General features: G+C 55.0%; 26 protein-coding genes. 8 read left to right on the top strand and 18 right to left on the bottom strand.

All coding sequences use genetic code 11. The features are described 5' to 3' along the window. Positions 1 to 4 precede the first annotated feature (4 nt). Entirely contained in the window at positions 5 to 1,900 is a 1,896-nt protein-coding gene (parE, locus tag Q3Y66_RS07000) for a DNA topoisomerase IV subunit B (protein WP_008958590.1), read from the bottom strand. A gap of 193 nt (positions 1,901 to 2,093) precedes the next feature. Next, positions 2,094 to 3,776 (bottom strand): glucose-6-phosphate isomerase, encoded by a 1,683-nt coding sequence (gene pgi, locus Q3Y66_RS06995; RefSeq protein ID WP_008958589.1) that lies wholly within the window; start codon positions 3,774 to 3,776, stop codon positions 2,094 to 2,096. Between the two features lie 144 nt (positions 3,777 to 3,920). Here pgi and cmoA point away from each other — a divergent pair, with 144 nt between their 5' ends. The 3 genes from cmoA (at position 3,921) to Q3Y66_RS06980 (ending at position 6,466) form a co-directional block, all read left to right on the top strand. Next, positions 3,921 to 4,664 (top strand): carboxy-S-adenosyl-L-methionine synthase CmoA, encoded by a 744-nt coding sequence (cmoA, locus tag Q3Y66_RS06990; RefSeq protein WP_008958588.1) that lies wholly within the window; start codon positions 3,921 to 3,923, stop codon positions 4,662 to 4,664. 1 nt (position 4,665) lies between these two features. After that, positions 4,666 to 5,673: a tRNA 5-methoxyuridine(34)/uridine 5-oxyacetic acid(34) synthase CmoB gene (cmoB, locus tag Q3Y66_RS06985; RefSeq protein WP_008958587.1), complete on the top strand. Its 1,008-nt coding sequence runs from the start codon at positions 4,666 to 4,668 to the stop codon at positions 5,671 to 5,673. 163 nt (positions 5,674 to 5,836) lie between these two features. Beyond that, entirely contained in the window at positions 5,837 to 6,466 is a 630-nt protein-coding gene (locus Q3Y66_RS06980; RefSeq protein ID WP_008958586.1) for a cyclodeaminase/cyclohydrolase family protein, read from the top strand. Between the two features lie 35 nt (positions 6,467 to 6,501). On the opposite strand, the gene Q3Y66_RS06975 is transcribed toward Q3Y66_RS06980, so the two are convergent. The 4 genes from Q3Y66_RS06975 to Q3Y66_RS06960 all read right to left on the bottom strand — a co-directional run bounded on the left by Q3Y66_RS06975 (position 6,502) and on the right by Q3Y66_RS06960 (position 9,998). Beyond that, complete coding sequence (locus Q3Y66_RS06975) at positions 6,502 to 7,176, bottom strand: zinc metallopeptidase (protein ID WP_008958585.1); 675 nt, start codon at positions 7,174 to 7,176, stop codon at positions 6,502 to 6,504. 144 nt (positions 7,177 to 7,320) lie between these two features. Then, positions 7,321 to 8,439 carry an App1 family protein gene (locus tag Q3Y66_RS06970; protein WP_035566517.1) on the bottom strand — a complete coding sequence of 373 codons (1,119 nt, stop codon included), beginning with the start codon at positions 8,437 to 8,439 and terminating at the stop codon, positions 7,321 to 7,323. Then, the gene (locus Q3Y66_RS06965; RefSeq protein ID WP_008958583.1) at positions 8,439 to 9,002 is read right to left on the bottom strand and encodes a type 1 glutamine amidotransferase domain-containing protein; all 564 of its coding nucleotides are present in this window, start codon (positions 9,000 to 9,002) and stop codon (positions 8,439 to 8,441) included. Before Q3Y66_RS06965 ends, Q3Y66_RS06970 begins: the two co-directional genes overlap by 1 nt. Positions 9,003 to 9,110: 108 nt before the next feature. Beyond that, the gene (locus tag Q3Y66_RS06960; protein WP_008958582.1) at positions 9,111 to 9,998 is read right to left on the bottom strand and encodes a helix-turn-helix transcriptional regulator; all 888 of its coding nucleotides are present in this window, start codon (positions 9,996 to 9,998) and stop codon (positions 9,111 to 9,113) included. A 136-nt stretch (positions 9,999 to 10,134) separates the two neighbouring features. Between Q3Y66_RS06960 and Q3Y66_RS06955 the strand changes: the two genes are divergently transcribed. Genes Q3Y66_RS06955 through Q3Y66_RS06945 form a run of 3 tightly spaced genes read left to right on the top strand, consistent with a single transcriptional unit; the run spans position 10,135 to position 12,429 of the window. Then, entirely contained in the window at positions 10,135 to 10,839 is a 705-nt protein-coding gene (locus Q3Y66_RS06955; protein ID WP_008958581.1) for an ABC transporter permease, read from the top strand. Continuing rightward, positions 10,836 to 11,567 (top strand): ATP-binding cassette domain-containing protein, encoded by a 732-nt coding sequence (locus tag Q3Y66_RS06950; protein ID WP_008958580.1) that lies wholly within the window; start codon positions 10,836 to 10,838, stop codon positions 11,565 to 11,567. Before Q3Y66_RS06955 ends, Q3Y66_RS06950 begins: the two co-directional genes overlap by 4 nt. A 52-nt stretch (positions 11,568 to 11,619) precedes the next feature. Further along, positions 11,620 to 12,429, top strand: a complete 810-nt coding sequence (locus Q3Y66_RS06945) for a substrate-binding domain-containing protein (RefSeq protein ID WP_008958579.1) — start codon at positions 11,620 to 11,622, stop codon at positions 12,427 to 12,429. 284 nt (positions 12,430 to 12,713) lie between these two features. Here Q3Y66_RS06945 and Q3Y66_RS06940 read toward each other — a convergent pair whose 3' ends face one another. The 7 genes from Q3Y66_RS06940 to Q3Y66_RS06910 form a co-directional block, all read right to left on the bottom strand. After that, positions 12,714 to 13,763: an IS110 family transposase gene (locus Q3Y66_RS06940; protein ID WP_303319501.1), complete on the bottom strand. Its 1,050-nt coding sequence runs from the start codon at positions 13,761 to 13,763 to the stop codon at positions 12,714 to 12,716. A 219-nt stretch (positions 13,764 to 13,982) separates the two neighbouring features. Beyond that, positions 13,983 to 15,425, bottom strand: coding sequence for a sulfate adenylyltransferase subunit CysN (gene cysN, locus Q3Y66_RS06935; protein ID WP_008957600.1), 1,443 nt, complete (start codon positions 15,423 to 15,425; stop codon positions 13,983 to 13,985). Further along, the gene (cysD, locus tag Q3Y66_RS06930) at positions 15,425 to 16,417 is read right to left on the bottom strand and encodes a sulfate adenylyltransferase subunit CysD (RefSeq protein WP_274377707.1); all 993 of its coding nucleotides are present in this window, start codon (positions 16,415 to 16,417) and stop codon (positions 15,425 to 15,427) included. The genes cysN and cysD overlap by 1 nt, the downstream gene beginning before the upstream one ends. Before the next feature lie 162 nt (positions 16,418 to 16,579). Continuing rightward, positions 16,580 to 17,326: a metallophosphoesterase gene (locus tag Q3Y66_RS06925; protein ID WP_008957602.1), complete on the bottom strand. Its 747-nt coding sequence runs from the start codon at positions 17,324 to 17,326 to the stop codon at positions 16,580 to 16,582. Beyond that, complete coding sequence (locus Q3Y66_RS06920; RefSeq protein ID WP_008957603.1) at positions 17,326 to 17,772, bottom strand: DUF1249 domain-containing protein; 447 nt, start codon at positions 17,770 to 17,772, stop codon at positions 17,326 to 17,328. Before Q3Y66_RS06920 ends, Q3Y66_RS06925 begins: the two co-directional genes overlap by 1 nt. A 2-nt stretch (positions 17,773 to 17,774) precedes the next feature. Then, positions 17,775 to 18,494, bottom strand: coding sequence for an NUDIX domain-containing protein (locus Q3Y66_RS06915; RefSeq protein WP_008957604.1), 720 nt, complete (start codon positions 18,492 to 18,494; stop codon positions 17,775 to 17,777). Between the two features lie 72 nt (positions 18,495 to 18,566). Continuing rightward, positions 18,567 to 19,226, bottom strand: coding sequence for a hypothetical protein (locus tag Q3Y66_RS06910; protein WP_008957605.1), 660 nt, complete (start codon positions 19,224 to 19,226; stop codon positions 18,567 to 18,569). Between the two features lie 160 nt (positions 19,227 to 19,386). On the opposite strand from Q3Y66_RS06910, the gene greB reads away from it, so the two are divergent. Then, positions 19,387 to 19,917 (top strand): transcription elongation factor GreB, encoded by a 531-nt coding sequence (greB, locus tag Q3Y66_RS06905; protein WP_008957606.1) that lies wholly within the window; start codon positions 19,387 to 19,389, stop codon positions 19,915 to 19,917. 31 nt (positions 19,918 to 19,948) lie between these two features. Here greB and Q3Y66_RS06900 read toward each other — a convergent pair whose 3' ends face one another. The 3 genes from Q3Y66_RS06900 to Q3Y66_RS06890 form a co-directional block, all read right to left on the bottom strand. Beyond that, on the bottom strand, positions 19,949 to 20,692 hold the full coding sequence (locus Q3Y66_RS06900; protein WP_008957607.1) for an SIMPL domain-containing protein: 744 nt from the start codon (positions 20,690 to 20,692) through the stop codon (positions 19,949 to 19,951). A 158-nt stretch (positions 20,693 to 20,850) separates the two neighbouring features. Beyond that, positions 20,851 to 21,693, bottom strand: a complete 843-nt coding sequence (locus tag Q3Y66_RS06895) for a fumarylacetoacetate hydrolase family protein (RefSeq protein ID WP_008957608.1) — start codon at positions 21,691 to 21,693, stop codon at positions 20,851 to 20,853. Positions 21,694 to 21,715: 22 nt separating this feature from the next. Next, entirely contained in the window at positions 21,716 to 22,456 is a 741-nt protein-coding gene (locus Q3Y66_RS06890) for an SDR family oxidoreductase (RefSeq protein WP_008957609.1), read from the bottom strand. A 226-nt stretch (positions 22,457 to 22,682) separates the two neighbouring features. On the opposite strand from Q3Y66_RS06890, the gene Q3Y66_RS06885 reads away from it, so the two are divergent. Continuing rightward, positions 22,683 to 23,438 (top strand): FadR/GntR family transcriptional regulator, encoded by a 756-nt coding sequence (locus Q3Y66_RS06885; RefSeq protein ID WP_008957610.1) that lies wholly within the window; start codon positions 22,683 to 22,685, stop codon positions 23,436 to 23,438. 23 nt (positions 23,439 to 23,461) lie between these two features. On the opposite strand, the gene Q3Y66_RS06880 is transcribed toward Q3Y66_RS06885, so the two are convergent. Both Q3Y66_RS06880 and Q3Y66_RS06875 read right to left on the bottom strand, forming a co-directional pair. Next, on the bottom strand, positions 23,462 to 24,466 hold the full coding sequence (locus tag Q3Y66_RS06880) for a methyltransferase (RefSeq protein ID WP_008957611.1): 1,005 nt from the start codon (positions 24,464 to 24,466) through the stop codon (positions 23,462 to 23,464). After that, positions 24,463 to 25,287, bottom strand: coding sequence for a methyltransferase domain-containing protein (locus Q3Y66_RS06875; RefSeq protein ID WP_008957612.1), 825 nt, complete (start codon positions 25,285 to 25,287; stop codon positions 24,463 to 24,465). Before Q3Y66_RS06875 ends, Q3Y66_RS06880 begins: the two co-directional genes overlap by 4 nt. Between the last annotated feature and the right edge of the window lie 69 nt (positions 25,288 to 25,356).

Below are 25,356 nucleotides of genomic sequence, written 5' to 3'. Positions count from 1 at the left end.
GGGGTTATACCTCAATGTCTGCGAGGTTGCCGTAATCTTCCAGCCACTTTTTGCGGTCACCGGCGCGCTTTTTGGCCAACAGCATATCCATCTTTTCTAAGGTGCCATCGCCATCGGTCAAGGTGAGCTGCACTAGGCGACGAGTTTCCACCGCCATCGTGGTTTCTCGCAGTTGTAGCGGGTTCATTTCACCCAGGCCTTTAAAGCGCTGCACATTGGGCGTGCCCCGCTTGTTGGCCAACTGCTTGAGAATCGCGGCCTTTTCGCTCTCATCGAGGGCGTAGTGCACCTCTTTACCTAGGTCAATACGGTAAAGTGGTGGCATCGCTACATAGACATGCCCGGCATTCACCAAGCTTGGGAAATGGCGAACGAACAGCGCACACAGCAGCGTGGCAATGTGTAGGCCGTCGGAGTCGGCATCGGCGAGAATACAAATTTTGTGGTAACGAAGTTTCTCAAGGCCGTCGCTGCCTGGATCGGCGCCAATGGCCACCGCAATGTCGTGCACTTCCTGGGAGCTATAGATATCGTGAGTATCGACTTCCCAGGTATTCAGGATTTTACCGCGTAAAGGCAGAATCGCCTGGGTTTCGCGGTTGCGCGCCTGCTTGGCACTGCCGCCGGCCGAGTCACCTTCGACCAAAAATAGCTCACTCTGGGCGGGATCCTGGCCTGAGCAGTCTGCCAGTTTACCGGGCAGCGCCGGGCCGGAAGTCACCTTTTTACGGGCGACTTTTTTGGCTTTTTTCTGGCGGTTTTGCGCCGCGCTGATCACCAGCTCGGCAATCGCTTCGGCCTGATCCACGTGGTGGTTCAGCCACAGCGAGAAAGCGTCCTTAACAACGCCGGAAACAAAACCGGCAATGGTTCGAGACGAGAGCCGCTCTTTGGTTTGCCCGGCAAACTGTGGGTCGAGCATTTTGACCGAGAGCACAAAGGAGGTGCGCTCCCAGAGGTCATCAGCGGTGAGTTTAATGCCCCGGGGCAACAGGTTGCGGTATTCGCAGAACTCGCGCAGCGCGTCCAGCAATCCGGAACGAAAGCCGTTCACGTGAGTGCCGCCCTGCGGCGTGGGAATCAGGTTAACGTAGCTCTCCAGCAGCGCTTCTCCGCCTTCGGGTAGCCACTGAATCGCCCAGTCTACGCCGTGCTCGTCGTCATTGAAGTGGCCGACAAACGGCTCCGCCGGCAGCACTTCGTAGCCGTCGGTAGCTTCGACCAGATAGTCGCGCAAACCATCGGCGAACTCCCATTCGGTCGAGGTACCGTCAGGTTCTACCAGCGTGACTTTCAAGCCGGGGCAGAGTACCGCTTTCGCACGTAGCAGGTGTTTGAGCCGGGTTAGCGCGAGCTTGGGACTATCGAAGTAGCTCTCATCTGGCCAGAAGCGCACCAGAGTACCGCTCGCTCGCTTGGGGGCTTTGCCAATCTCATGCAGCTCTTCGACTTTCTCGCCGAATTCGAAGGCCATGGCATGGCGTGCGCCATCGCGGGTGACTTCGACATCTAACCGACGCGACAGCGCGTTAACCACCGACACACCTACCCCATGCAGGCCGCCCGAGAAGCGGTAGCTCGTGGAGGAGAACTTGCCACCCGAGTGTAGCTTGGTAAATATCAGTTCAACGCCTGAGACGCCGTGTTCTGGGTGCAGGTCGATCGGCATCCCCCGGCCGTTGTCCTGCACTTCGATCCCGCCATCGCTATGCAGCACGACGTGGATCTCGGTGGCGTGCCCCGCCAGCGCTTCATCGACGCTGTTATCGATGACTTCCTGGGCTAAGTGATTGGGGCGTGTGGTGTCGGTATACATACCGGGACGCTTACGTACCGGCTCAAGCCCGGACAGGACTTCGATGGAACTCGCGCCGTACTGAGAGGCATCAAACTGGGTCATGTAACGTCGATTCCTGAAAAAATAGTGCTGGCAGCCTCGCTGGGCGTTAAGTCAGTGGTTAAAAGCAGACGTTAAAAATAGAGTTCAGCAGTTTACAAAGAGCCACAGGATAGCGGAAAAGCAAAAAGCTGTATATCTAGCCATGCTTATTATCAGGGGCCTGGGTATGGCCCCCTCTAATGACGACTCTTTATCACTCTTGCTCAGCGGCCCAAAATGCTTCTATCAATCCACGGCTGGAGGCATCCATCCGCGATAGATCGCCCTGATGGTCGATAATCTTTTGGGTGTCCGTGGCGATCTGCTTACCTAGCTCAACGCCCCACTGATCAAACGGGTTGATATCCCAAATCACCGCCTGAACAAACACTTTGTGCTCATATAGCGCGATAAGCGAACCCAGGGTAGCGGGCGTCAATTGGTCAAGCAGCACCGTGGTTGAAGGCTGGTTGCCACGGTAGCGCTTATGCTCGGGCCGCGGGCCGTCATCTTCCAAGGCATCGTCGCCAAGCATAAGAACGCGGGACTGGGCAAAGCAGTTCGCCAGCGACAAGCGGTGCTGGGCTTTAAGGTGGTGACGGGTATCCGCATCTTCTACTTCGTCATAGCGCTTCAGCGGCGCTATAAAATCGCACACGACCGATTGAGTGCCCTGATGCAGTAATTGATAAAACGCATGCTGCGCATTGGGCCCCAGCTGCCCCCAAAGCACCGGGCAGGTAGAGTAGTTAACGGGTTGACCTTGGCGAGTCACTGACTTGCCGTTGGACTCCATCTCCAGTTGTTCAAGGTAAGCGGCAAAATACTCCAAACGCCCATCGTAGGGCAGAATAGAGTGCGCGCGGATATCCAGAAAATTGACGTTCCAGATACCTGCCAACCCAAGCAGAACAGGCAAATTATCTTCCATGGGCGCTTCAGAAAAGTGCCGATCCATGGCGTGGGCGCCCGCCAGGAATTCGCGGAAATTTTTCATCCCCACCACTAACGCAATCGGTAAACCGATCGTGCCCCAAAGCGAGTAGCGACCGCCCACCCACTCCCAGAAGGTTAACTGGTGATCGGGAGTGATGCCCCACTCCGTCATTTTGTCCGGACTAGCCGAAACACCAATGAAATGCTGACGAACCACTAATTCAGCGCTAATCGGCGTCGCGCCATGTTGGGTTAAACGGCTCACCAGCCACTCGCGAGCCGTGTTGGCGTTGGAGAGCGTATCGATAGTCGTAAACGATTTAGACGACAGTACAAAGATGGTCGTTTCAGGGTTTAACCGGCTCAAATAATCCGCTAACTGCGAGCCATCCATGGTCGAGGCAAAGTGCACTTCGACTGGATGAATATCTTTGGGTCGAAAATCGGTTAACGCATGGGTAACCATTAACGGCCCAAGGTCAGAGCCGCCGACACCTAGGTTAACCACATGACGAATTGGCTTGCCGGTGGCCCCGCGCCACTGCCCGGCGTGCAAACGGCTCACCAAGCACTCCATTTGAGCAAGGCTTTCGTGCACGGCGGCGACGATATCTTCTCCCTCAACGTCAAGCGTCGCATCGGCGGGTAAACGCAAAGCGGTGTGTAGCGCTGGGCGGTTTTCGCTGACGTTCACCCGCTTACCGCTCAGCAGTGCCTCAATGGCAGAGGGAACGCCCGCTTCGCTGGCCAGGGTAAACAGATGCTCGAGCGTGTCGTCATCCCAGCGCTGCTTGGAGAGATCCAGCGTTAAGCCTGCCACCTGGCGAGTAAAGCTTTCCCAACGGGAAGGCTCGGTGCCAAACAGCGTTTTCAAGTGAACGTGCTGCAGCGTTTCAGCGTGATGCTTCAACGTCTGCCATGCGGGTAATGTATCGGGGGTAGCGCTTGATGCTGAGGCCATATGGCATCTCCAGTGGCGTCGATCCTTGCAGCAGGAATCTATTCTAACCAGGCCTATCCTAACCAAGACTATTCTAACCAGGCCTGTTCTCGTTAATTCAGGGCGCGTAAACTAATACGCCTTTCCCATGATTCCGGCTTGCCCATGAGTGATGCATCTTACCGTGACGCTATCTTTTCGACACCCCTTGACCGGGTAGCGCGCTTCTCTTTCGATGAAAAAGTGGTTGCGTGCTTCCCTGATATGATTCGCCGCTCGGTGCCTGGTTACGGACAAATTCTGGGCATGCTGAGTCTCATTGCCCAGCGCCATTTGCGCCACGGCGCCCATGTGTATGATTTGGGCTGCTCGCTGGGCGCTTCAGGCCTTGCGCTTGCAGGGGCGTTAGCATCGGATGCCTTTCGCTATACGGGCGTTGATCTCTCCCCGGCCATGGTCACCCAGGCACGACAGACCTTTACTGACGAATGCCCAGCGTACGCTATGCAGGTAGAAGAAGCCGATATCCGTACTCTGGAGTATGCACCTTCGGGCATGATCATTCTCAATTTTACGCTGCAGTTTCTACCCGCCTCGGACCGCGACGCCCTATTGTCGCGGCTCTATGCAGCGCTGGAGCCCGGAGGCGTACTGATTCTCTCTGAAAAAACCGTGGATGCGGATGAGCGCGACAACGCTTGGCGGGTTGAGCGCTACCACGATTTCAAACGCGCCAATGGCTACAGCGACCTGGAAATCAGCCAGAAGCGCACCGCTCTTGAGAATGTGCTAGTGCCAGACACCTTGGACGCACTCCACGTTCGTTTGAAACAGGCGGGGTTTCCCCGCTCGATGACGTGGTTCCAATACTTGAATTTCGCTTCCGTCATTGCCTTTAAGGAGGGGTGAGGTGCCGCTACCCGACGACCAACGCGCCCTCTATCAAGCGTTTCTGGATCAAGCCGTTCTTAACCCATCGCTCACCGTTTGGCTCGCCAGACTTCCCGAGCAGTTAGCCCATGGGCTTGACCGCAATCGCCACGGCGATCTGTCCGCCTGGGAAAAAGCCGTCGCTAAACTGCCCAAGCTACCCGCTGAGCGAAAAGTGGACTTAAACAGCGACACTATTACCGTTGATCTCGACCTTAGCGATAGCCAGCAGCGGCAGTGCTTTAACCTGCTTCGAAAGCTCGCCCCCTGGCGGAAAGGCCCTTTTCAACTAGGCGGCATTCATATTGATACCGAATGGCGCTCGGACTGGAAATGGCAAAGAGTAGCTCCGCACTTGGCACCGCTAAAATATCGTAAGGTGCTCGATGTCGGTGGTGGCAGCGGTTACCACGCCTGGCGGATGACGGGGGCTGGGGCTGCTTTTGTGTTGGTGATCGACCCCTCACCGCGCTTCTACTGGCAGTTTCAGGCGGTACGCCACTTCGTCGGCGATGCCGATGGCGGCAGAACGCAGTTTTTGCCGGTGGGCATTGAGGATGTACCGGAGAACCTCGGTTTTTTCGATACAGTGTTTTCCATGGGCGTGCTCTATCATCGCCCTGCGCCCCTGGAGCATCTTCAACAGTTAAAAGCGGCGCTGGCGCCGGGCGGCGAGCTGGTGCTGGAGACCCTGGTGGTCGAGGGAGACGAGCAGACGGTATTCGTGCCCGGCGAGCGTTACGCCGCCATGCCCAATGTCTACTTCCTGCCCTCTTCCAAAGCGCTCTGCCACTGGCTGGAACGCTGCGGCTTTATCAACGTCCGCGTGGTCGATGAAGCGGTCACCACCCTGGAAGAACAGCGTTCAACAGCGTGGATGACCTACCAATCACTGGCGGATTTTCTTGATCCTAACAACCGTACGCGCACCATTGAAGGCTACCCCGCACCACGTCGCGCGGTGATTTTGGCCAATAAGCCGGGCTGATTAACATGCTGGTGGGGCTGGTGCTCGGTGGGCTGATTCTCCGGGCGCTTCGCCGTACGTTGCGAGAGACGCCATGTATTGCTGATGCGTGTGAGTGCGCCGTTCACTATGCTGTGTAGGAACGGGCGTGCAGCACACGCCACCACCATCCAAGAGGAAAGCCATGTCGGATAACGTAGCGCCACTCTGGGAGCTAAGCCTGAGCGATTTTCGTGACACCGTCGCCCGCGAGCCGATGCCCGGCTGCGGTGCTGTGGCCGTGGTCAGTGCCGACCTGGGCCTGGCACTCGTGCTCAAGGGGCTGCATCTGAGCCAGCATCATGATGCCACGGCGCCGCGCCAAGCGTTGATCGATGAAGGGGCGTCGCTTAAGCAGCAACTGGCACCGCTGGCACAGGAAGATGTGGCTGCCTTTGAGGCGTTTATGGCAGCCGTCGGCCGCGATAAGGAGGATGAAGGGCGTCACGACGCTATTCATGCGGCGGCCGAAACTGCCGTCGAGGTACCGCTGAAAACGGCGCAGCTGTGTGAGGCGGCGCTGGCACTGACACAGCAGGCGGGGAAACACATCGAACAGCAGTTTATCAGCGACGCGCTCGCCGGGGCGCGATTGATTCATGCCGCACTGCACAGCGTGCTGCTCAACGTGGATGCTAATGCCGGACAGCTCGGCAGTGATGCCGCCCGCGACCGGGCCAGGCTTTCCCGCGATGGCCTCGCGCAGCGCGCCGATACGCTACTGACGGCCATCACCGACAGTGCCGCCGGACGCGGTCCTGGGTCAGGAGTTTGAATCAGCGTTATAGGAGTAATGAGGAGTATCGTTACCTACCTTCGCAAAATCACCAGCCAACGGCCCAGGTTCATCACGCTAGCGAGTGAGGCGGCCACATAGGTAAACGCGCAGGCGGTGAGTACGTGTCTTGCGCCTGCCATGTCGGCAGGTGGCACGTACTCTTTCAACAGCGGTAGCGCTCGATTGAAACTGGCATCGAACTCCACCGGTAACGTTACTAAGTGCACCACGGCGGCGGTACCAAAGCTGATCACCGCCATGGCAATCACGATTGCCAAGCCTCCCGGCAGGCGTGTTAATAAAAATAGAAACGGCGCGGCCATCATCAGTAGAGCACCAAGTTTTTCGGCTTTTTGAGCCACGCCGACTAACCGGCTGCGCGCTATTAGTGGCGCATACCCCTGAAAATGCTGAATGGCATGCCCCACTTCATGGGCAGCCACGGTGACGGCGGTGAGCGAACGTCCATCGTAGTTATCCGGGGAAAGCCGCACGCAGCGTGTTTCAGGATCGTAATGGTCACCAAACTCCGTGCGCTCCACGCTAGCGCCCTCCACACCCAGGCGGCGTAGCAAATGATCGGCAAGTTCGGCTCCTGTGCCGGGATAATCGTCACGGCCCTTTGTGTAGCGCTTAAGCACCCACTTGGCCCAGATATTAGGGAGCACAAAAACAGCCAGCGCAAAAATGATCAGTAGAATAACCATGGCAGTTCCTGTCTACAAAAAGCTTTGTACGAACAACCGTCTAAAAAAGCCGTCGTTAAACACACTTCTTCGAAGGGTAGCTTTTACCATGGTGGCTGGCTTGGCAACAGCGTTAGGCGGACAGGTTGTTAGGCTGGATGGTTTTTAGGCGGGATTATTGCGGTGTTCTTCCACATCGCGCTTGACTGCCTGCAAACCATGAATGGAAATATCGCCCTGGGCGTGAGCATGTTCAGCAATCAGAATGCTATCTACCGCAAGCACCAAATCACATTGAGTGCCGACCAACTCATCGCGCAGTCGTTGAATAGCCGCTTCCCTTTTAGAATTTTTATCCACTCGCCGAATATAGATAGCTTTAATGCGATTTGGGTAGGCTTTGACGATTTCGATATACACTTCTGGATCGTGCTGGCCGCTATCGCCGATGAGTATACACGGCATATCGTGGTAGAGGGTAAGCATACGGTCGATCAAATCACGCTTATGCTCTTCAGCACGCCGTGGCCAGGGACGACGCCAGGAGATCCCCCATTCGCGCAAGAAGAGTATTGGTCCAACAGGAATACGATTGATCTGAAAAAACGTTTCGAGCATTTCGTAAATCGCCCACGGCCCACGCGAGACATATAAAATAGGCCGTTCTGCACGCTCACTAACGCCTCGGTGCAACGCTTGATAAAGCGATGCGACGCCAGGGAAAGCGGTGCGGCGGTGGGGTTTTTTGACAAATAGGCGATAAAGCATTTTGAGCTTCTCTGCCACACCGGTAAACATAACGGTGTCATCGATATCGCTAATCACCAGCAAATCCGCTTCTGGTGGTGGCACGTAGACTTCTACATGAGTACGCACCGTCGTTTGGTCCGCACGGTGTACCAAAATATCAGCGCGGTGCCAGGAGACATCTATCGGCAAGGTATGACTGATCGGCAAATGGACATCGAAATAGCCATCGCGATCGGTGCTGACACAGAGCTGATTATCACCAATTCGAACCTCTACCTGCGCATCGGCAAGCCCGCGGCGAAAAATACGCCGCGCGACGTCAGCTGTATCACGCAACATGCCATGGCGGGGAATCGCCCGACCCAGCGCGGCTTGACGAAAAACCCTGCCCATGACAAATATTTCATTCTGGGAACCATAGCCGCGGTAAGGATGAACCACCATCCCCCCACGGCTACTGTCTCCTTTAATGGGTTTGGAAATAACGTGGACAAGCCTTTTGGCAAAGCTTGCCCACTGACGCAATAGCCCCATCAAGCGTGCTGACCGGCGTGACGACCTTCCTGCAATTCTTCGAGTAACTTGGCATTAAAGGCATCCAAGTCTTTTGGCGTACGGCTAGTCACAAGGCCACTGTCGACAACGACGGGCTCATCCACCCATTCAGCGCCAGCATTAAGAAGGTCTTGTGCAACGCTAGGAACAGAGGTCATACGACGCCCTTCAACTACGCCTGCGTTAATTAAAACCCATGGGGCATGGCAAATAGCGGCGACAGGCTTGCCTGCCTGGAAAAACGCTTTTACGAAGCTCAACGCTTCATCGTTAGTGCGCAGTTCGTCGGGATTGAATAAGCCACCGGGCAGAACCAATGCGTGGTAGTCAGATTCATTGACATCGGCAAGGGCTTTATCTGCCTCGTAGGTATCGCCCCACTCGGTTTCCGCCCAAGCACGAATGCCCTTACCATCAGGCGTTACAATGTGAACCTCTACGCCCTCTTTCTGTAAGGCGGCACGCGGCACGCTTAACTCAGACTCTTCAAAACCAGCGGCGGCTAAAATAGCTACCCGCTTACCATTCAGTGCTTGTTTCATCATGCTCTCCTTTTCGTGATGATTTGCGTCAGTAACGCCTCACTATTGTGGCGCATATAGTAACAGCGTCAAGCTACCCTGCTAATCAATCAAGGCTATCGGGGGACGCTAGGCGTTATGCACAATCTTGCCTGTCTCAGCAATAGTGTAACCACCCAACTGTATTGAACGCTCTGCAAAACGGGCTTGTTGAGCAAACGCTACCAGCTGCTGTACGGCAGGTTCGAAATAGCTGCGCCGTTGCATAATTAAATCAAACGGCTCCTCGCAGAGAGGAACAAAACCTAATTGCTGGCGATGGGCGGCGGCTTCTACCCCCAGCCCCACATCGGCCTCGCCCTGGCAAATGCTCAATGCCAAATCATCTTCACTTAAAGAAGCATGCGGCGCCCAATTAAGCGCTGAGCTATCGATTCCCGCTTGCTGCAATAAAAAGCCAAGCAAGCGGGCTGCGCCCGCATCAGGCTGACGATGCGCCACGCGCAAGTGTGGGCGTTTTAGGTCGTTGAGCGCCTTTATCTTCAGCGGGTTATCAGTGGGCACCAGCAGCCCCTGGCGCCGTGTGGCCCAGCGGACGATTAGCAGGTCACGCATTCCGCTTAAGCCGAGCGCACTGGGTTCGTTATAGCGCTGTGTTGATGGGTCCAGCAGATGAATACCGGCCAGCATCGCCTTGCCATCAAGCAAGCGACGCACCCCATCGCCGCTGCCTTGGCACAGCATGGCCAAATCTGAACCACTTTCTCGCACGGCCCACTCTAGTAGCGGATCCTGACTACCCGCCACCACTAGCGGTACGGTTAACCGCTGCGCCTGATCCCCTTCCAAATGGCTCAGTACCCATAAATCGATCTGCTGACGTGGAAACAGCAATTTGCCGGTGACCCGGCTGCAAGGGATCTGACCCTGACTAACCAAGTCATACACCTTGCGCTCCTTCAGGCGCAGGTAGTCGGCGACTTCCGCAGTGGTTAAGTAAGCATGCCGTTCAGTCATCGCGATAAGCTCCTTCGCTGCGGTTACGCCATCAATGATTTACTGCATAAGACTGCATTAATTTCAGCCAGCAGTGCAATCGATCATTTTTCAGTACATCATGCCAAATCACACCTAATAACGACGCCATCGCTCAATGCTGACTAGTGACAACGCCTTTAGCACTGCCCTTGCGCTGATCCTGAATATGGATGACGCGTTAATCTCTATTGTGGTGCTCTCACTGCAGGTATCGCTGATGGCGGTGTTTATCGCCAGCCTAATAGCACTGCCCTTAGGTGCCGCACTCGCGTTATGGCGCTTTCCCGGGCGTAACGTGGTGATTGTCGCCCTTAATGCCCTGATGGGCTTACCGCCAGTGGTTGCGGGGTTGTGCGTTTATTTGCTGCTTTCACGCGCAGGGCCGCTGGGTGAATGGGGTTTGCTGTTTACCCCCACGGCGATGGTCATCGCTCAAGTGATTCTGGTACTGCCGATTATCGCCGCTCTTACTCGCCAACAAGTCGAGGCACTGCATGGCGAGTATGCCGAACAGTTGAACTCCTTGGGTCTAACACGCAGCCGCATGATCCCTACCCTGTTGTGGGATGCCCGCTTTGCGCTATTGACGGTGATCTTAGCTGGCTTTGGCCGCGCCAGTGCGGAAGTAGGCGCGGTAATGATCGTGGGTGGCAATATCGATGGCGTTACGCGTGTAATGACTACCAGCATCGTGCTGGAAACCAGCAAGGGCAACCTGCCCATGGCGTTGGGTTTGGGGATTATTCTGCTCACTCTAGTCACCATGATTAACGCAATTGCCCATGTCATCGGCGAAACGGCGAAAAGGCGGTTGGGATGAATGCACACCACACTCCTCCCGTCGCGGCACTGGAACTCGATAGTGTGAGTTTTATTCATCGTGGTCACACGCTGCTCAAGCCAACCACCCTGCGTTTGGCAGGCTGCCAGCGAACGCTAATTATGGGCCCTAACGGCGCGGGAAAAAGCCTACTCATGCGCTTAGCCCACGGCCTGTTAACGCCTACTAACGGCACGGTTCGCTGGCAAGGCGAGCCACCTCCACAAGCCATGGTGTTTCAGCGCCCGGTACTGTTGCGTCGCTCAGCGCTGGACAATCTCACCTTTGTGCTAGCCATCAACAAAACGCCACGCCCCGAGCTAAAAGGACTATCTCGTAAAGCGCAGGCAATGAGTGCACTTGAGAAGTTTGGCTTACCCCATTTAGCCAGACGTCCTGCACGGGTACTTTCCGGCGGCGAGCAGCAGCGCTTGGCGCTGGCGCGAGCATGGCTGCTCAATCCGCAGGTGCTGTTTCTAGACGAGCCTACCTCCGCGCTAGACCCCGCTGCCATCAAAGCCGTGGAAGATGCAGTGCTTGAGTTTCATCACAGCGGGACACGTATCGTGATGACCACTCACGACTTACATCAAGCGCGCCGTTTAGCTAACGATGTGCTGTTCCTACATAACGGCGAACTACTCGAGCACACGCTAGCCAATGATTTTTTTAAGGCCCCAGCTTCACGCGAGGCGGAAGCGTTTATTCGGGGCGAGCTGGTTTGGTAATCCTGAAGGGTGTGAACTCTCTGACTAATGAAAATGATAAAGGAGCAATAACATGAAGAAAGTCACCGCATTTATTACTGTAGGCGCCCTAGGGCTGACCTTCAGCGGTACGCTAATGGCGGCCGATGACTACATCACTTTGGCCTCCACCACGTCTACCGAAAACTCAGGTTTGTTCGATGCCATTATCCCGGCCTTCACCGAAGAGACGGGGATAGAGGTTCGTGTGGTCGCTGTAGGCACTGGCCAGGCATTTGAAATTGGCCGCCGTGGCGATGCCGATAGCCTCTTAGTTCACGATACCGCAGGCGAAGAGCAGTTTGTGGCCGATGGTTATGCAACTGAGCGCCTTGATGTCATGTATAACGATTTCGTGATCGTTGGCCCCAGCGCTGATCCTGCCAGCATCAGAGATAGCGACACGGCTACCGATGCCATGCAGCGTATTGCAGAGAGCGAGTCACCCTTTGCGTCGCGTGGCGACGACAGCGGCACTAACCGCGCTGAACTGCGTTTATGGGAAGATGCTGGGGTCACGCCACAGGGTGAGTGGTACCGCGAACTGGGAAGCGGAATGGGCCCTACGCTAAATACCGCTGCCGGTATGGACGCCTATACGTTTACCGACCGCGCCACTTGGGTTGCGTTTAAAAACCCACAGGATTTAACACTGTTATTTGATGGCGACGAAGCGCTGTTCAATCAGTATGGCAGCTTACTGCTTTCGAAAGAGCGCCACCCGCACTTGAAGCATGACCTTGCGGCCCAGTGGCACCAATGGCTGGTCTCTGAACAGGGCCAGCAGGCGATTGCGGATTATGAGGTAGATGGTCAGCAGCTGTTTTTCCCTAACGCTGAGTAAACCTAATACCTACTGTCATTGCGTATAGGGACTCCTCCCCGGTTGCAAACGACGATGATGGAAAAACATAAGCCGATGCGTGCGTATAGTCGGTCTCTTGATGGGGACGCTATCCCCTGACCCTGATGAACGTCGCGCACCTTCTCTCCTCAACGAGGCGTAGGCTTTTTCAGCCATCGCAATGATCAGGTTGCGAGAAGGTCGGTCTGACCTGTTTTTCATCGATCGTTGCCCGGCAACAAGGTAGCCGCCTCTCGGCGCTTAGCCGCTGATGGTGCTACCGCTTAGCTCACCATCAGCGCTGAACCGTCGTTAAACTCTCTACAATAGGACTGTCCGCTGTGCAGAACCGCCCAGGCGGTTCGTACTGTCTTGTTCGCTAACGCGACAGCCGCTTTGTTCTTGCCCACGCGTGCGACCAGCGCGCGTAGCCAACGGCTTTTGGCATCCTGCTTGTCACCCACGGTGTTGATGGCCGAGTGTGCGCCGCGTATCAGGGCGGCTTTCAGCGAGATTTGCCCCGTTCGGCCAATGCCCTTGATCTTCGCGATGCCACCACTGCTGTGTTGTGTCGGCGTCAACCCCAGATAGGCTGACGCTTGGCGACCTTTCTTGAAGGCGTTGCCGTTACCGAGGGCGCTATAGAGCTGGGTGGCGACCACCGGTCCCACTCCCTCAATCGCCAACAGTTGGCGACAAGGCATCACCGCACGGCTCATCTGCTCCACGCGCTTATCCAGTGACTGAATACGCTCGTTGAGTCGATCCAGCTCCGCCATTTGCTCGGCAATCAAGTCACGCATCAGCATCGAAAGCTCGTTATCGGCATCTTCCAGGGCGAGCCAGACACGTTGCTTTAACGCTTTCTGTCCCCGACCGCTGATCACTCCATATTCCTGCAATAACCCATGAACCTGATTGATCAACTGGGTGCGCTGATGGATGTACCTCTCCCGAATGCGGTGCAGGCTCTGAATATCCTGCTGCTCTACGCTTTTGAGTGGTACAAAGCGCATGTCCGGACGACATCCGGCTTCTACAATAGCGAGGGCGTCATTGGCATCTGTCTTGTGCCCTTTGCGAAAAGGCGTCACAAACTGGGGCGAAATGAGGGCAACGGTATGGCCGAGGGCCTGCAGTTGTCGCGCCCAATAATGCGATCCACCGCACGCTTCCATAAATACCCGACAGGCCGGTTGGCGGCGCATAAAATCCAAGACCTGATGCCGTTTAAGCTCTTTGTTGACCTGAACACGCGAGGAGCGGGTGTCGACAACACACACTTGAAAAACACGCTTTGCCAGATCAATACCTATCGTCGTATGCTTGTTCATGGCTCTTCCCCTCCGCATTGATGTGGTTCAACTATCAATGTAGCTCGCTGAAGCTTCGAGAGGGGAGGAGTCCCTTTCATTGAGGAGCTTGCGACGAAGCAATCTCATACCGGCGGTGACGCTAAACCTGAGATTGCCGCGTCGCTTCGCTCCTCGCAATGACGTAGGTTACATTCTTCGCACGTATACGTTGCAAGGAACGATCAAGTCTTTCGCCAATCAGCGGTTGAATAAGCCGCTGATATCTTTGGCTTCCCAATGGGGAAAATGCTTACGCACCAGCGCATTCAGGTCGCGTTCAAAGGCGGCCCAATCGGTGAACTGTGTGGCAGTGGCTGCCTCACTTGCCGTGCCGCGAATCATCCCGGCGCCTACGGTGACATTGGTCAGCCGATCAATGATGATAAAACTGCCGGTACCTGGACTAGTGCGGTAATTATCCACCGGAATGGCTGCGGTCAATTCCACATCACAGCGGGCAATCGCATTAAGGCCCAGCGAATGCGTCGTATGCTTTTCCAGAGTATTCACATCGATTTGGTAATCAATGGCGCTTACCTGCCCGGAAAGATCACGCGTCGCCAACTTAAAGTCATAAAGCTTGCCTGGCGTTAACACCTCTTCGTGCATCCAGACAATATCGGCTTTAAAGGTATTGGAAAGCGGCAGTTCGCTATCCGCTGCCACCAGCCAATCACCGCGGGAGATATCGATCTCATCTTCCAGGGTGACAGTGATCGCTTGGCCTGGATAAGCGGCGGCAAGATCACCATCGTAGGTAACGACCCGCGCCACGGTAGAGGTTTTGCCTGAAGGCAACACCTTGACCGCCTGCCCTGGGCGAATGACACCTGCAGCCAGGGTGCCGCAGTAGCCACGAAAATCAAGATTCGGCCTGTTGACATACTGAACTGGCAAACGCAGATCGCTGAGGTTCTGATCGCGAGTGATCTCGACGCTCTCTAATAGCTCGATCAGCGTTTCCCCTTGGTAATCGTTGGTAAAGTACCAGGGCGTATGTTCGCTGCGATTCACCACGTTGTCGCCGTTCAGTGCCGACATGGGCACAAAGCGAATATCCGGCGCTTGCAGGTTCTCAGCAAAGGCACGGTATTCTGCAACAATTTCATTAAAACGCTGCTCGGAGAATCCCACCAGATCCATCTTGTTAACCGCAATCACTAGGTGCTGAATACCCAGCAGATCGGCGATAAAGCTATGGCGCCGGGTCTGAGTCTGCACACCGTAACGGGCATCAATCAGAATAATTGCCAGACTAGCCGTGGAAGCGCCCGTCGCCATATTGCGCGTGTACTGCTCATGCCCGGGGGTGTCGGCAATAATAAACTTGCGCTTATCGGTAGAGAAAAAGCGGTACGCCACATCAATGGTGATGCCCTGCTCACGTTCTGACTGCAAACCATCCACTAATAGCGCCAAATCAACGGTATCACCGGTGGTGCCGCTGGTTTTAGAGGCCTGAGTGATGGCAGCCAACTGATCTTCAAAGATCATTTTCGAGTCATGGAGCATACGACCGATCAGCGTCGATTTACCGTCGTCCACGCTGCCGCAAGTAATAAAGCGCAGCAGATCCTTGTTTTCATGCTCGTGCAGATACTGCTCGATATTATCAGCGATTAAATTAGATTGGTGAGACATTAGAAGTACCCCTCGCGCTTTTTCTTCTCCATCGAGCCCACTTGATCGCGGTCAATGGCACGGCCACTGCGCTCACTGGTACGGGTCAGCAGCATCTCTTGAATAATTTCCGGAAGCGTCGCAGCTTCCGATTCCACAGCGCCGGTCAGCGGGTAACAGCCTAGCGTTCTAAAACGCACCGACTTCTCTTCCGGCACTTCACCGGGCGCTAACGGCATACGATCGTCATCGACCATAACCTGCATACCGTCGCGCTCGACTATAGGGCGCTTGGCAGAGTAGTAGAGGGGCACGATGGGGATCGACTCTAAGTAGATGTACTGCCAGATATCCAGCTCGGTCCAATTGGAGAGCGGGAACACGCGGATCGATTCGCCTTTATTGACCTTGGCGTTATACACATTCCACAGCTCAGGGCGCTGATTCTTGGGATCCCAGCGGTGATACTTGTCACGGAAGGAGTAAACACGCTCTTTGGCACGCGAGGCTTCCTCATCGCGGCGGGCGCCACCGAAGGCTGCATCAAAACCGTATTTATCCAGCGCCTGCTTGAGCGCCTGAGTTTTCATGATATCGGTGTACTTGGCACTGCCGTGGTCGAACGGGTTGATATTGGCCGCCCGCCCCTCTTCGTTGGTATGCACAATCAGCTCCATACCCGCTTCTTCTGCCATGCGGTTACGAAACTCGATCATTTCGCGAAACTTCCACGTTGTATCTACATGCATCAGCGGGAATGGCGGTGTACCTGGATAAAAGGCTTTACGCGCCAAATGCAGCATGACCGACGAGTCTTTACCAATGGAGTACATCATCACTGGGTTTGAGAACTCAGCGGCGACTTCACGAATAATATGAATAGACTCGGCTTCTAATTGCTTGAGGTGGGTCAAGCGCGCGGCATCAGGGGCATTAAAAGCCTCCTGCTGTGGCACTGAAGGACGCGTCTTTGAAGACCGTTCCTTTGAAGACAATGTAGACAATTGGGTCATAGCCCCTTACCTCGCAAGAACAAGCTCGTTACACAAGCTAAAAGTATTTTATGTTCGAATGCGGGTAGGGTAACGCCGAGTCGATAATAACCCAAAAGAATTAATAACTATCTTTTTATTCCTTAATCACCTAACGAAGGCTAAGTAAGGGGGGTATGTCTGTCAATCAATGCGCTCAATCCAGCTCTGCCACTCACTGCCTAGGCGCTCACTCCACTGTAAATCGATAACGCGGTAGCCAGGGCGGGATGCTTCATCAATAGCGAAGTTCTCTGCACCGGGCAGGAACTGATCCGCCATGGCTGGGCAACCATAAACGTCAATAATGGATTCACCCACGCGGTGGTGTTCGGCGTAGGCTTGGTGCACATGACCAAACAGGATGATATGAACGTGCGTATGTTTGCTTAGCAGCGCCCAAAAAGCATCGCGATCCTGAAGGCCAATGGCATCCATCCACACTGCCCCCACATTCACCGGCGGGTGGTGCATTGCAATCAAGGTTGGTCGAGTGTCGGCCTGCAAGCGTTCCGCTAGCGCAGCAAGCTGCTCACTCCCGAGCTCACCATAAGGCTTGCCCTCTACCTGGGTATTGAGCAGCAGGATGCGCCAGGCATTCAAGTCGACTTCATCCACCAGCGGACGCTTGGCAGCCATGAACTCGGGTTGATCGTGATTACCTGGCAGCCAGTACCAGGGGCAAGGCAGCTGCTCCATCGCCTGCACCGCCAAGGCGTATGACGCAGCGGATTCGTCCTGGCTGATATCACCCGTAAACAGCACAATTTCAGGTTGCTCATCTACAACCGCACTGATTACCTGCTGAAACTGCCGCCAAGGAATACCTGCACGGGAACGTGCCTCGGTGTCCGCATAGAGATGGGCGTCGGTAATCTGAACCACACGCATTAGGGCATCTCCGGCACGTCAACGGTGTGGCCGTGGGCAAGGCCGTGAGCCAACCACTCGCCCAAGAAGCGGTTGAGCTGGAGCTTCTCATCCGGTTGGTGCATGCGCGCATTTGGATAACGGTAGCGACCGCTAAAGTGGCGCTCGCGCTGAAAGTCGGTCACTTCTGCCATGCGGACATCATGATAGAGGTGCACGCGCATCCGCGGCCCTTCAATAACGGTGTCTAACGGACCGGTCTGGGAAACATTCACCATGGTGGTATAAGGCGCCTGCTCTTGAATATAGAGGTGCAGATCACCGAAATACTGTTTATCACCGCGCAGGGCAATATCACGACGCTGGCCGGCCTCCATATCGCCCACCAGGCGCACCAAACGCAAATAGTTGGCGCTGCACTCCCCTTGGAGCGATTTTAAATCGGTGACATAGGCCGTTCTCGCCATATTCACTCCTCGTTTGTTTCGCTTTGTGTCATCGCCCGCTGTGAAGCGGCGCGTAATGAGGCTCGCTGGCTATTAAGCCAATGTAGTCCAATCAGACACATGGCGTTGTCGAGTCGTCCTTGCGTCAAGAGTTCCCAGGCATTGGCAAACGGCATTACGTGTACCCGAATGTCCTCATGCTCTTCGTCTAAGCCATGAATCCCGCCTAGCCCTTGGCAATCCACCAAACCACAAAACAGGGTCACTTGCTCATTGCAGGCGCCGGGACTTGGATAATAAGTATGTAATTTGGTCAGTTCGGCCACTTTACAACCCGCTTCTTCCCACGCTTCACGGCGGGCCACGTCTTCCAGCGACTCGCCATCTTCCACCAGGCCTGCCACCAGTTCGAGCTTCCAGGGAGACACGGCATCATCGATGGCGCCTGCGCGAAACTGCTCAATCAATACCATTAAATCGCGGGCAGGGTCGTAAAGCAGCACACCCACCGCATCAAAACGGCTGTGTACTTCTCGTCGCATAGGTTCGCTCCAGCCACCTTCGAATAGGCGGTGACGAAGCTCCAAGCCTTCCAGGCGGAAAAATCCCTGATGCAACGCCTCACGCTTGAGCAGTTCAACATCACCGCGCTTTAACTGCGGAACGCTAAGTGATGTGCTTCGAAAAGGGGCCTCTTGAGATGGAGAATTTCCAAACTCAGCGTTTTTAGGGCTAGACGCCATGGGGCACTCCCGGTGGTGACAATCGCTCTATTATCAGTGCTTGCCACCGGGAATGCCAATCCAGTTAGCGGATTAAAGCTGATTGAGCAGCGCCTCGGCATCGCGACGCAACGCTTCATCCGAGACTTGCCGGTTCTCGCGAGCGGTGCCGTTAACCGCCCGCTGGGCATGCTCACGCGCTGCCTGCTCATTGCCCTCTTCTTTCAAGAAAGCGGCATAGTAATAGTTAACATCGATACCGTCCGGGCGGATTTCCAGGGCACGCTGGAACATCCGTTCAGCCGTCTCGCTATTACCGAAGCCGAGTGGCCGACCCGGAGCGCGGTCGTAAAGCGCGCCTAGCGTGACGTAGGCCGAACCGCTCAGCCCTTGCGGATCGATATCAATCGCTTCCTCTAGTGCATCGCGCGCATCACCTGCAGTTCCCAAGGCGCCCAAGCCACCCCTTTCCCGGGCATAGGAGGCCAAAATAATGCCCTGCCAGACAAGTACGTCAGCTTTATCTTCGTGCTGTTCAGCCAATTGTTCCACTTCGCCTGCCAACGCTTTCAACGTACTTTCCCGCTCATTGGCAGGCATCTCCGTCACGGTATGCTCCCAGCGGTTTTTCAGTGAAAACAGCTCGCCTTCGAAGGCGGTCGCGGTCAACGGTGACAGCACCAGCGCGGTCCCCACCGCGGCGGCGATTAGGGAACGTGGTAAAGAGATGGGTAAAAAAGAGAGAGTTCGCATACATGCTCCTGAATTATTATTGTCCAGCGTAGACCTACCAATGGCGGGCCTCTCGCATAATGTAACGAACGTTTGAATGATTCGCCAGTGGCATGTTGCTTGGTATGCTTCGCGCAATTAACGTAAAGTAGGTAGCTCGAAACACGAAGGGGAACAGGTAATGAAAGGCCGCAACATGACCCGCTGGCGCGATCCAGCCAAAGATCCGCGTCAAGCCCCTAAGAGCAATCTGATCACCCCGGAAGGGGCGTCACGTCTGCGCGCTATACTGGATCATCTTTCACGGGTTAAACGCCCGGCCCTTTCAGAGAAAGTCGGCGAAGCCGCCGCTCAGGGCGATCGCAGTGAAAACGCAGATTACACTTATAATAAGAAAGAGCTAAATCGGGTTATTGCCCGGATTACCTACCTGACAAAACGTTTAGACGAACTGCAAATTGTCGACCGGCTGCCTGCCGATACTAGCAAGGTGTTTTTCGGCGCCTATGTGAGCCTGGAAGATGAAAACGGCGAGCAGGTACATCTCAGGATTGTTGGCCACGATGAAATCGACACTAAAAAACGCTGGATCAGTATCGATGCCCCCATGGCCAAGGCCCTGCTGAGCAAGCAGATAGGCGATGAGGCGAAGGTGCTCACACCCAATGGTGAGATGTTTTATACCATCACCGCCCTAGACTACACAGGCTGACCGCCCTTCCCTTGGCGCCTTCCTATTAAGCTTAGTCCTGCAAAGAATAGTCCTGTAAAGAATAGTCCACCGTGGTGACGACGCGGACGCGTTTGGTTTGTGGCGTATAGCTATCCAGGTCTTCAATGGAAAAGTAGCCTTGAGTGGCCTGACGAATCTGCCCCACTTGGCTACCGGAATCTTCAGCAAACTGCTGTGCGGCGTTGCGCGCATCCGCCGTTGCCGCTGCAATCATTTCGGGTTTGATCGCATCCAGGCCGGTAAACAGGAATTCCGTGCGGTATTCATAGCTGGGTGAAAGCAGCACGCCTTCACGCACCAGCGAAGTAGCGCTAGGGATCGCCTTAATCACGCCCTCGACATCAGGTGAGCGCAGTAATAGCGTTGCTTCAGCCCGGTAACGCTCGTCTGGGCGCTGGCCGCTATATTGATTGCTAAACTGATCGGTAATTCGCGGCGGAGTGGAACTGACATGCTCCGGCGCAAATCCCTGGGCCTGAAGGAAAGCGCGAATCGACTGCTCGTCATCGGATAGCTGCTGCTCCAGGTCACTCAAGGTGTTGGCGCTGACACTGTAGTTGAACGGCCAAAGCACTAAATCTGCTGGCACTTCCCGCTCTGACAAGCCGCGCACCGTCACGCTGCGGGACGACTGCTGCCACACTTCGGCAGCCCCTTTGATATAGCTACCGCCGACAACCAGCCCTATCGCTAACAACCCACCAAGCAAAACGGCACTTGCCAGTACCGCCGTATTTCGAATACTGCCCGCCATTTCAGCCACTCCCACAAACTGCCGTTAAATTAACGACTACTTATTTGCATCATAGACCTTAAAGGTCAATTCGTGGGTGGCTGATTGTGGCAAGTTTGAGGAAGCGGTGAATATTAGCGATCGTGGCTTTTGGTGCGCATACCACCGCCTCGTCGCGTTCAGGCTTGTACGACGCGCTGCTGCTGCTCACCCAAGCCTTCGATACCTAAGCGCATTTGCTGCCCATCATGTAGGTAAACCGGGGGTTTCTGCCCCATCCCTACGCCGGGCGGTGTACCGGTCGAAATTACATCACCGGGCTGCAGGCTCATGAAACGACTCAAGTAACTGATCAGAAAAGGCACTTGATACACCATGGTGCGCGTACTGCCATCCTGGTAACGCTTGCCGTCCACTTCCAGCCACATGCTCAATTGATGGGGTTCAGCCACCTCATCGCGCGTGACCAGCCAGGGGCCCAAGGGGCCAAACGTATCGCAACCCTTGCCCTTGTCCCAGGTACCACTCCGCTCCAGCTGGAACTCGCGCTCAGACACGTCGTTGACCACACAGTAGCCGGCCACATGGGACATAGCATCGGCTTCATCGATATAACGACCGCCTTTGCCGATAATCACGCCAAGCTCAACCTCCCAATCGGTCTTCTTTGAGCCACGTGGAATTTCCACATCGTCATTGGGGCCACAGATGGCGCTGGTCCATTTGTTAAAAATCACGGGCTCTGGCGGCACCTCGGCACCGGTTTCCGCCGCATGATCGGAGTAGTTGAGGCCAATACAGATAAACTTGCCCACCCGGCCAACGCAGGGCCCCAGACGCACATCCGCCGCCACTTCAGGCAGTGAAGAAAGATCCATACCACCCAATTTCTGCAGCGCTTCATCACTCAACTGGTCACCGGCAATGTCGTCAATAACGGCAGAAAGATCACGCACCTTTCCCTGGCTATCAAGAATGCCCGGCTTTTCCTGACCAGACGCTCCAAAACGTAAAAGTTTCATAGTGTTATACCTTATTAAATGATCAGTTTGCCCAGCCGCCATCAATCAGTTGTGTGGTGCCTGTAATAAACGCTGCTTCATCACTGGCCAGGAAAGTGGCTAGCGCTGCAACTTCCTCCACCCGTCCTAGCCTACCCATTGGCTGACGCGCAATAAAGGAGGCCAGAACATCAGCATCGCTGCGCCCCTCTTTACGAGCCTGTTCAGCAATACGCTGATTCAATGAGGGTGAGTCGACGGTACCAGGGCAGATGGCGTTGCAGCGAATGCCTTGGGTCATGAAATCGGCGGCGACTGATTTGGTGAGGCCGATGACGGCTGCTTTGGAAGTGCCGTAAGCGCAGCGATTCGCCACGCCTTTAACGCTGGATGCCAGAGAAGCCATATTAATAATGCTGCCACCTCCGTTTGCCAACATGCCCGGCAAAAAAGCCTGCAAGGTATGAAACATGGAAGTGACATTTAGATCCATCGACCGTTGCCAGGTGGCCTCATCACACTCAAGTACGGTGCCACCTGCCACCATGCCTGCACAGTTGAAGATAATATCCACATTAGGCAGCGAACTGGCTAATTCATGGATCGCTTTGCTATCCGTGACATCCAGACAATACGCTTCAACGCCTGCAACCCCCTCCAGCATGGCAATATCAATGTCCGTTGCGAATACGCGCGCCCCTTCAGCTACAAAGCGTTCTGCACTGGCGCGCCCGATGCCATTGGCAGCAGCAGTGATAAGCACCGTTTTGTTCTTGAGTCTCATAGGCTGGATAACCTCTTCGTCGCTATCGCATGGCCACAACAAGCGTGGGATCATAGAATAGGTCAAGTCGCCCAAATACCTAATGGCCTGACCAATAAACGAGTATGCTAGAGAGCCTTTGATACTGGCAAGGCAGCAAATAGCTCAATAGTGCTTTTAAAGGGTCAACTTTAGTCGCGTTTAACGCTTATTAACTCATTATTGAAACGGGCAGGAAACATCTCACATGCCAATTCAAACCATCCGCTCCCAGCGGCTCTACCGCCAGATTGCGGATCAACTGCAGCAGCTGATTCACGCGGGCGAGTTTCCGCCAGGCACACTACTGCCTCCCGAACGGGAGCTAGCAAACTCCCTGGGCGTTAGCCGCGCTTCCGTCAGGGAGGCCTTGATTGCGCTAGAAGTCGTTGGGCAGGTTGCCGTCAAAGTGGGCCACGGCGTGGTAGTGCTTGAGACTAGTTCAGCGACGATGGAGCCCGTCATGCGCGCAGCGGCACGCACCGAGCCGTGGGCACTAGACCCAGAGTTCGAGAGCGAAATTGAGCTTAACCTGAACGAAGAGATCCCGCCCTTTTCACTTCTCCAAACGCGCCGCTATCTGGAGCCCGAGATTGCGGCGCTAGCAGCCCTGAGTGCCAGCGAAGAGGATCTAAAGGCAATCCGCCTAGCCTTTGAGCGAAATATCGCTGATAACGCTGATGGCGGGCGCAACTGCGCAGGCGACCGTTTACTGCATATTCGCATCGCCGAGGCCTCAGGGAACGCAGCCTACGCGCTCGTCATCAAGCATCTGCTTGGTCATCAGTACGGCGCCATGTTCCGCCGCCTGCAGGAACTATTTATGGAGACGGACATGCCACAACGCTCTCAGGAGGATCATGAGAGGATCGTAAAGGCGATTGAAGCGCGTGACCCAACTGCCGCCCGCCACGCCATGGAAGTCCATCTTGACCATGTATTGAATGTTTTCTTCGCTGAGTAAACCACGCTTCATATTTTGCGTGATTAACGGCTTGGTTTAATCGCGCCGTACACCTTAAAACGGCGATTGTCCGCCAGAGTATGAAAGTCCTGAAAGGCACGTTGCAAGTGATCGGGATAAGGCAAAAAACCGTTCGCCACAATGACTAGGCGTCCACCAGGGCTTAAATGTTCAGGCGCTTGGCTAATCAAGCGCTGGCTTGGGCCATAGCTGATATCGCGCTCTTTATGGAAGGGGGGATTGCTGATAATCCAGTCAAACTGCTCATCCTCAAGCGCGCTAAAGACATCGCTACAGAGTACTCGCCCTTCGAGCCCATTCGCGGCTAACGTGCGCTTACAGGCTTCTATCGCGAAGGCACTAATATCCACGGCGGTCACAAGGTGGCCACGCTGGGCCAACCAAGCGCTGACGATACCGTCGCCACAGCCCATATCCAGTACTTTGAGCGGTTTTTTCGGCAAGCTATCCTCAATGCTTTCCAACATTAACAGCGTACCTTCATCGACTTTGCCATGGCCAAAGACACCGGGATGGCTGGCCAGCGTTAACCCCAGCGCTTCAATGTTTTGCCAAGCGCTATCACTAGCTGAATCTAACGCAATAGTATGGGTGGCAAAGAGTGAACAGCGACGCGCGTTATCGCGCTTGTCCCACGTCATTCCCAGCTCATCCAGCATCTTGGGAACGCGCTTGATCCCCCCTTGATGCTCGCCAACAATCTCTAACGGCGTGCCACTAGGTAGCTGTTCACATAACCACTTCAGCCACCAGATACCTAACTGATGGGCTTTTGGCCAAAACAGCACCACTTCTTTTCCTAATGGCTCACCCGCGGCCAAGTCAAAAGGTGTCCGGGCTTGCTTGCCCTTTTCCTTCCATTCATTTAGCACCGCAAAATCACCGCTCAACACTCCCGCTGACTGGTCAATAAGCCAGCTATCCACAGGCGGGCCTACGACCCACAGCGCTGCGTACTTATCTCTTTGGCGCTCTAATAACTGACACGCAGGGGTTTGGGCACTCATTCAGGATTCTCCAGTTTCGTTAATGTGTACAGTAGGTAACGACCCAATCGCCAGTGCGGGTCTTGGCGACAGTACTGTTTTTCCAGCGCCAGTAGCGTTTCTTTTTCTGCAGGCGTTGCGGGGGGATGGCGTAAGTAATCTTGAAACACTCGGATGCCAGCTACGGCCTCTATTTTCAGCCCGTTTGCTGTGCTCCACTGGGCAATGTCGGCATGCGTTACCGGCGAAATGGGCGTTAAACGTTGCCGTTTTCCCTTCCCCTCCAATCGGTCACTCAACGCCTTCTCAAGATTGCCTTTAACCACATTAGAGAAACGCAGCGCATCGCGATTAAACACCATCAAGCTAAGCTGGCCACCAGGCGCCAGCAGATCACTTAGGTTAACCAGGGCTGCTTGCGGGTCACCCAGCCACTCCAACACTGCGTGGCAAGTAATCAGCGACCATGGCCCCGGTGCCTGCGGGGGCAGGTCCTGCAAGGACGCTTGTCGGTAAGTAATGGAGGAGTGAGGTAGCGTCGGGTCATCGTGATGCCACTGTTGGGCATAACTGAGCATGTCTTTCGAAGGCTCCGCCATGGTTACCCTATGCCCACGCTTGGCAAACCACGCCGTTTGTTGACCCAGACCACCGCCCACGTCGAGGACGTTCTGCTCGTTTAAAAGCAACATTTGCGGCAATAAATAGTCAAGCATCGCTAAGCGCAACTCGCCACGGGGTGCCTGATAGAGTGAACGAGAGAACTTATCGGCCAAGCCATCGAAATAGCGATCGCCAGCCTCTGTTAAGTCATAGCTTTTTGGTACATCGTTTGGGTGCATACCGTGGGCATCGCTTTTGCGAGAAAAGGCGCAGTTTACCTGATTCGTCCTGCTCAGCCGAACGGCATA

This window comes from Halomonas sp. HAL1 (assembly GCF_030544485.1).
In the GTDB taxonomy this organism is placed as follows: Bacteria; Pseudomonadota; Gammaproteobacteria; order Pseudomonadales; family Halomonadaceae; genus Vreelandella; species Vreelandella arctica.
The sequence above is the reverse complement of the archived record's forward strand: the minus strand, read 5'-3'. Positions and strand labels throughout refer to the sequence as shown.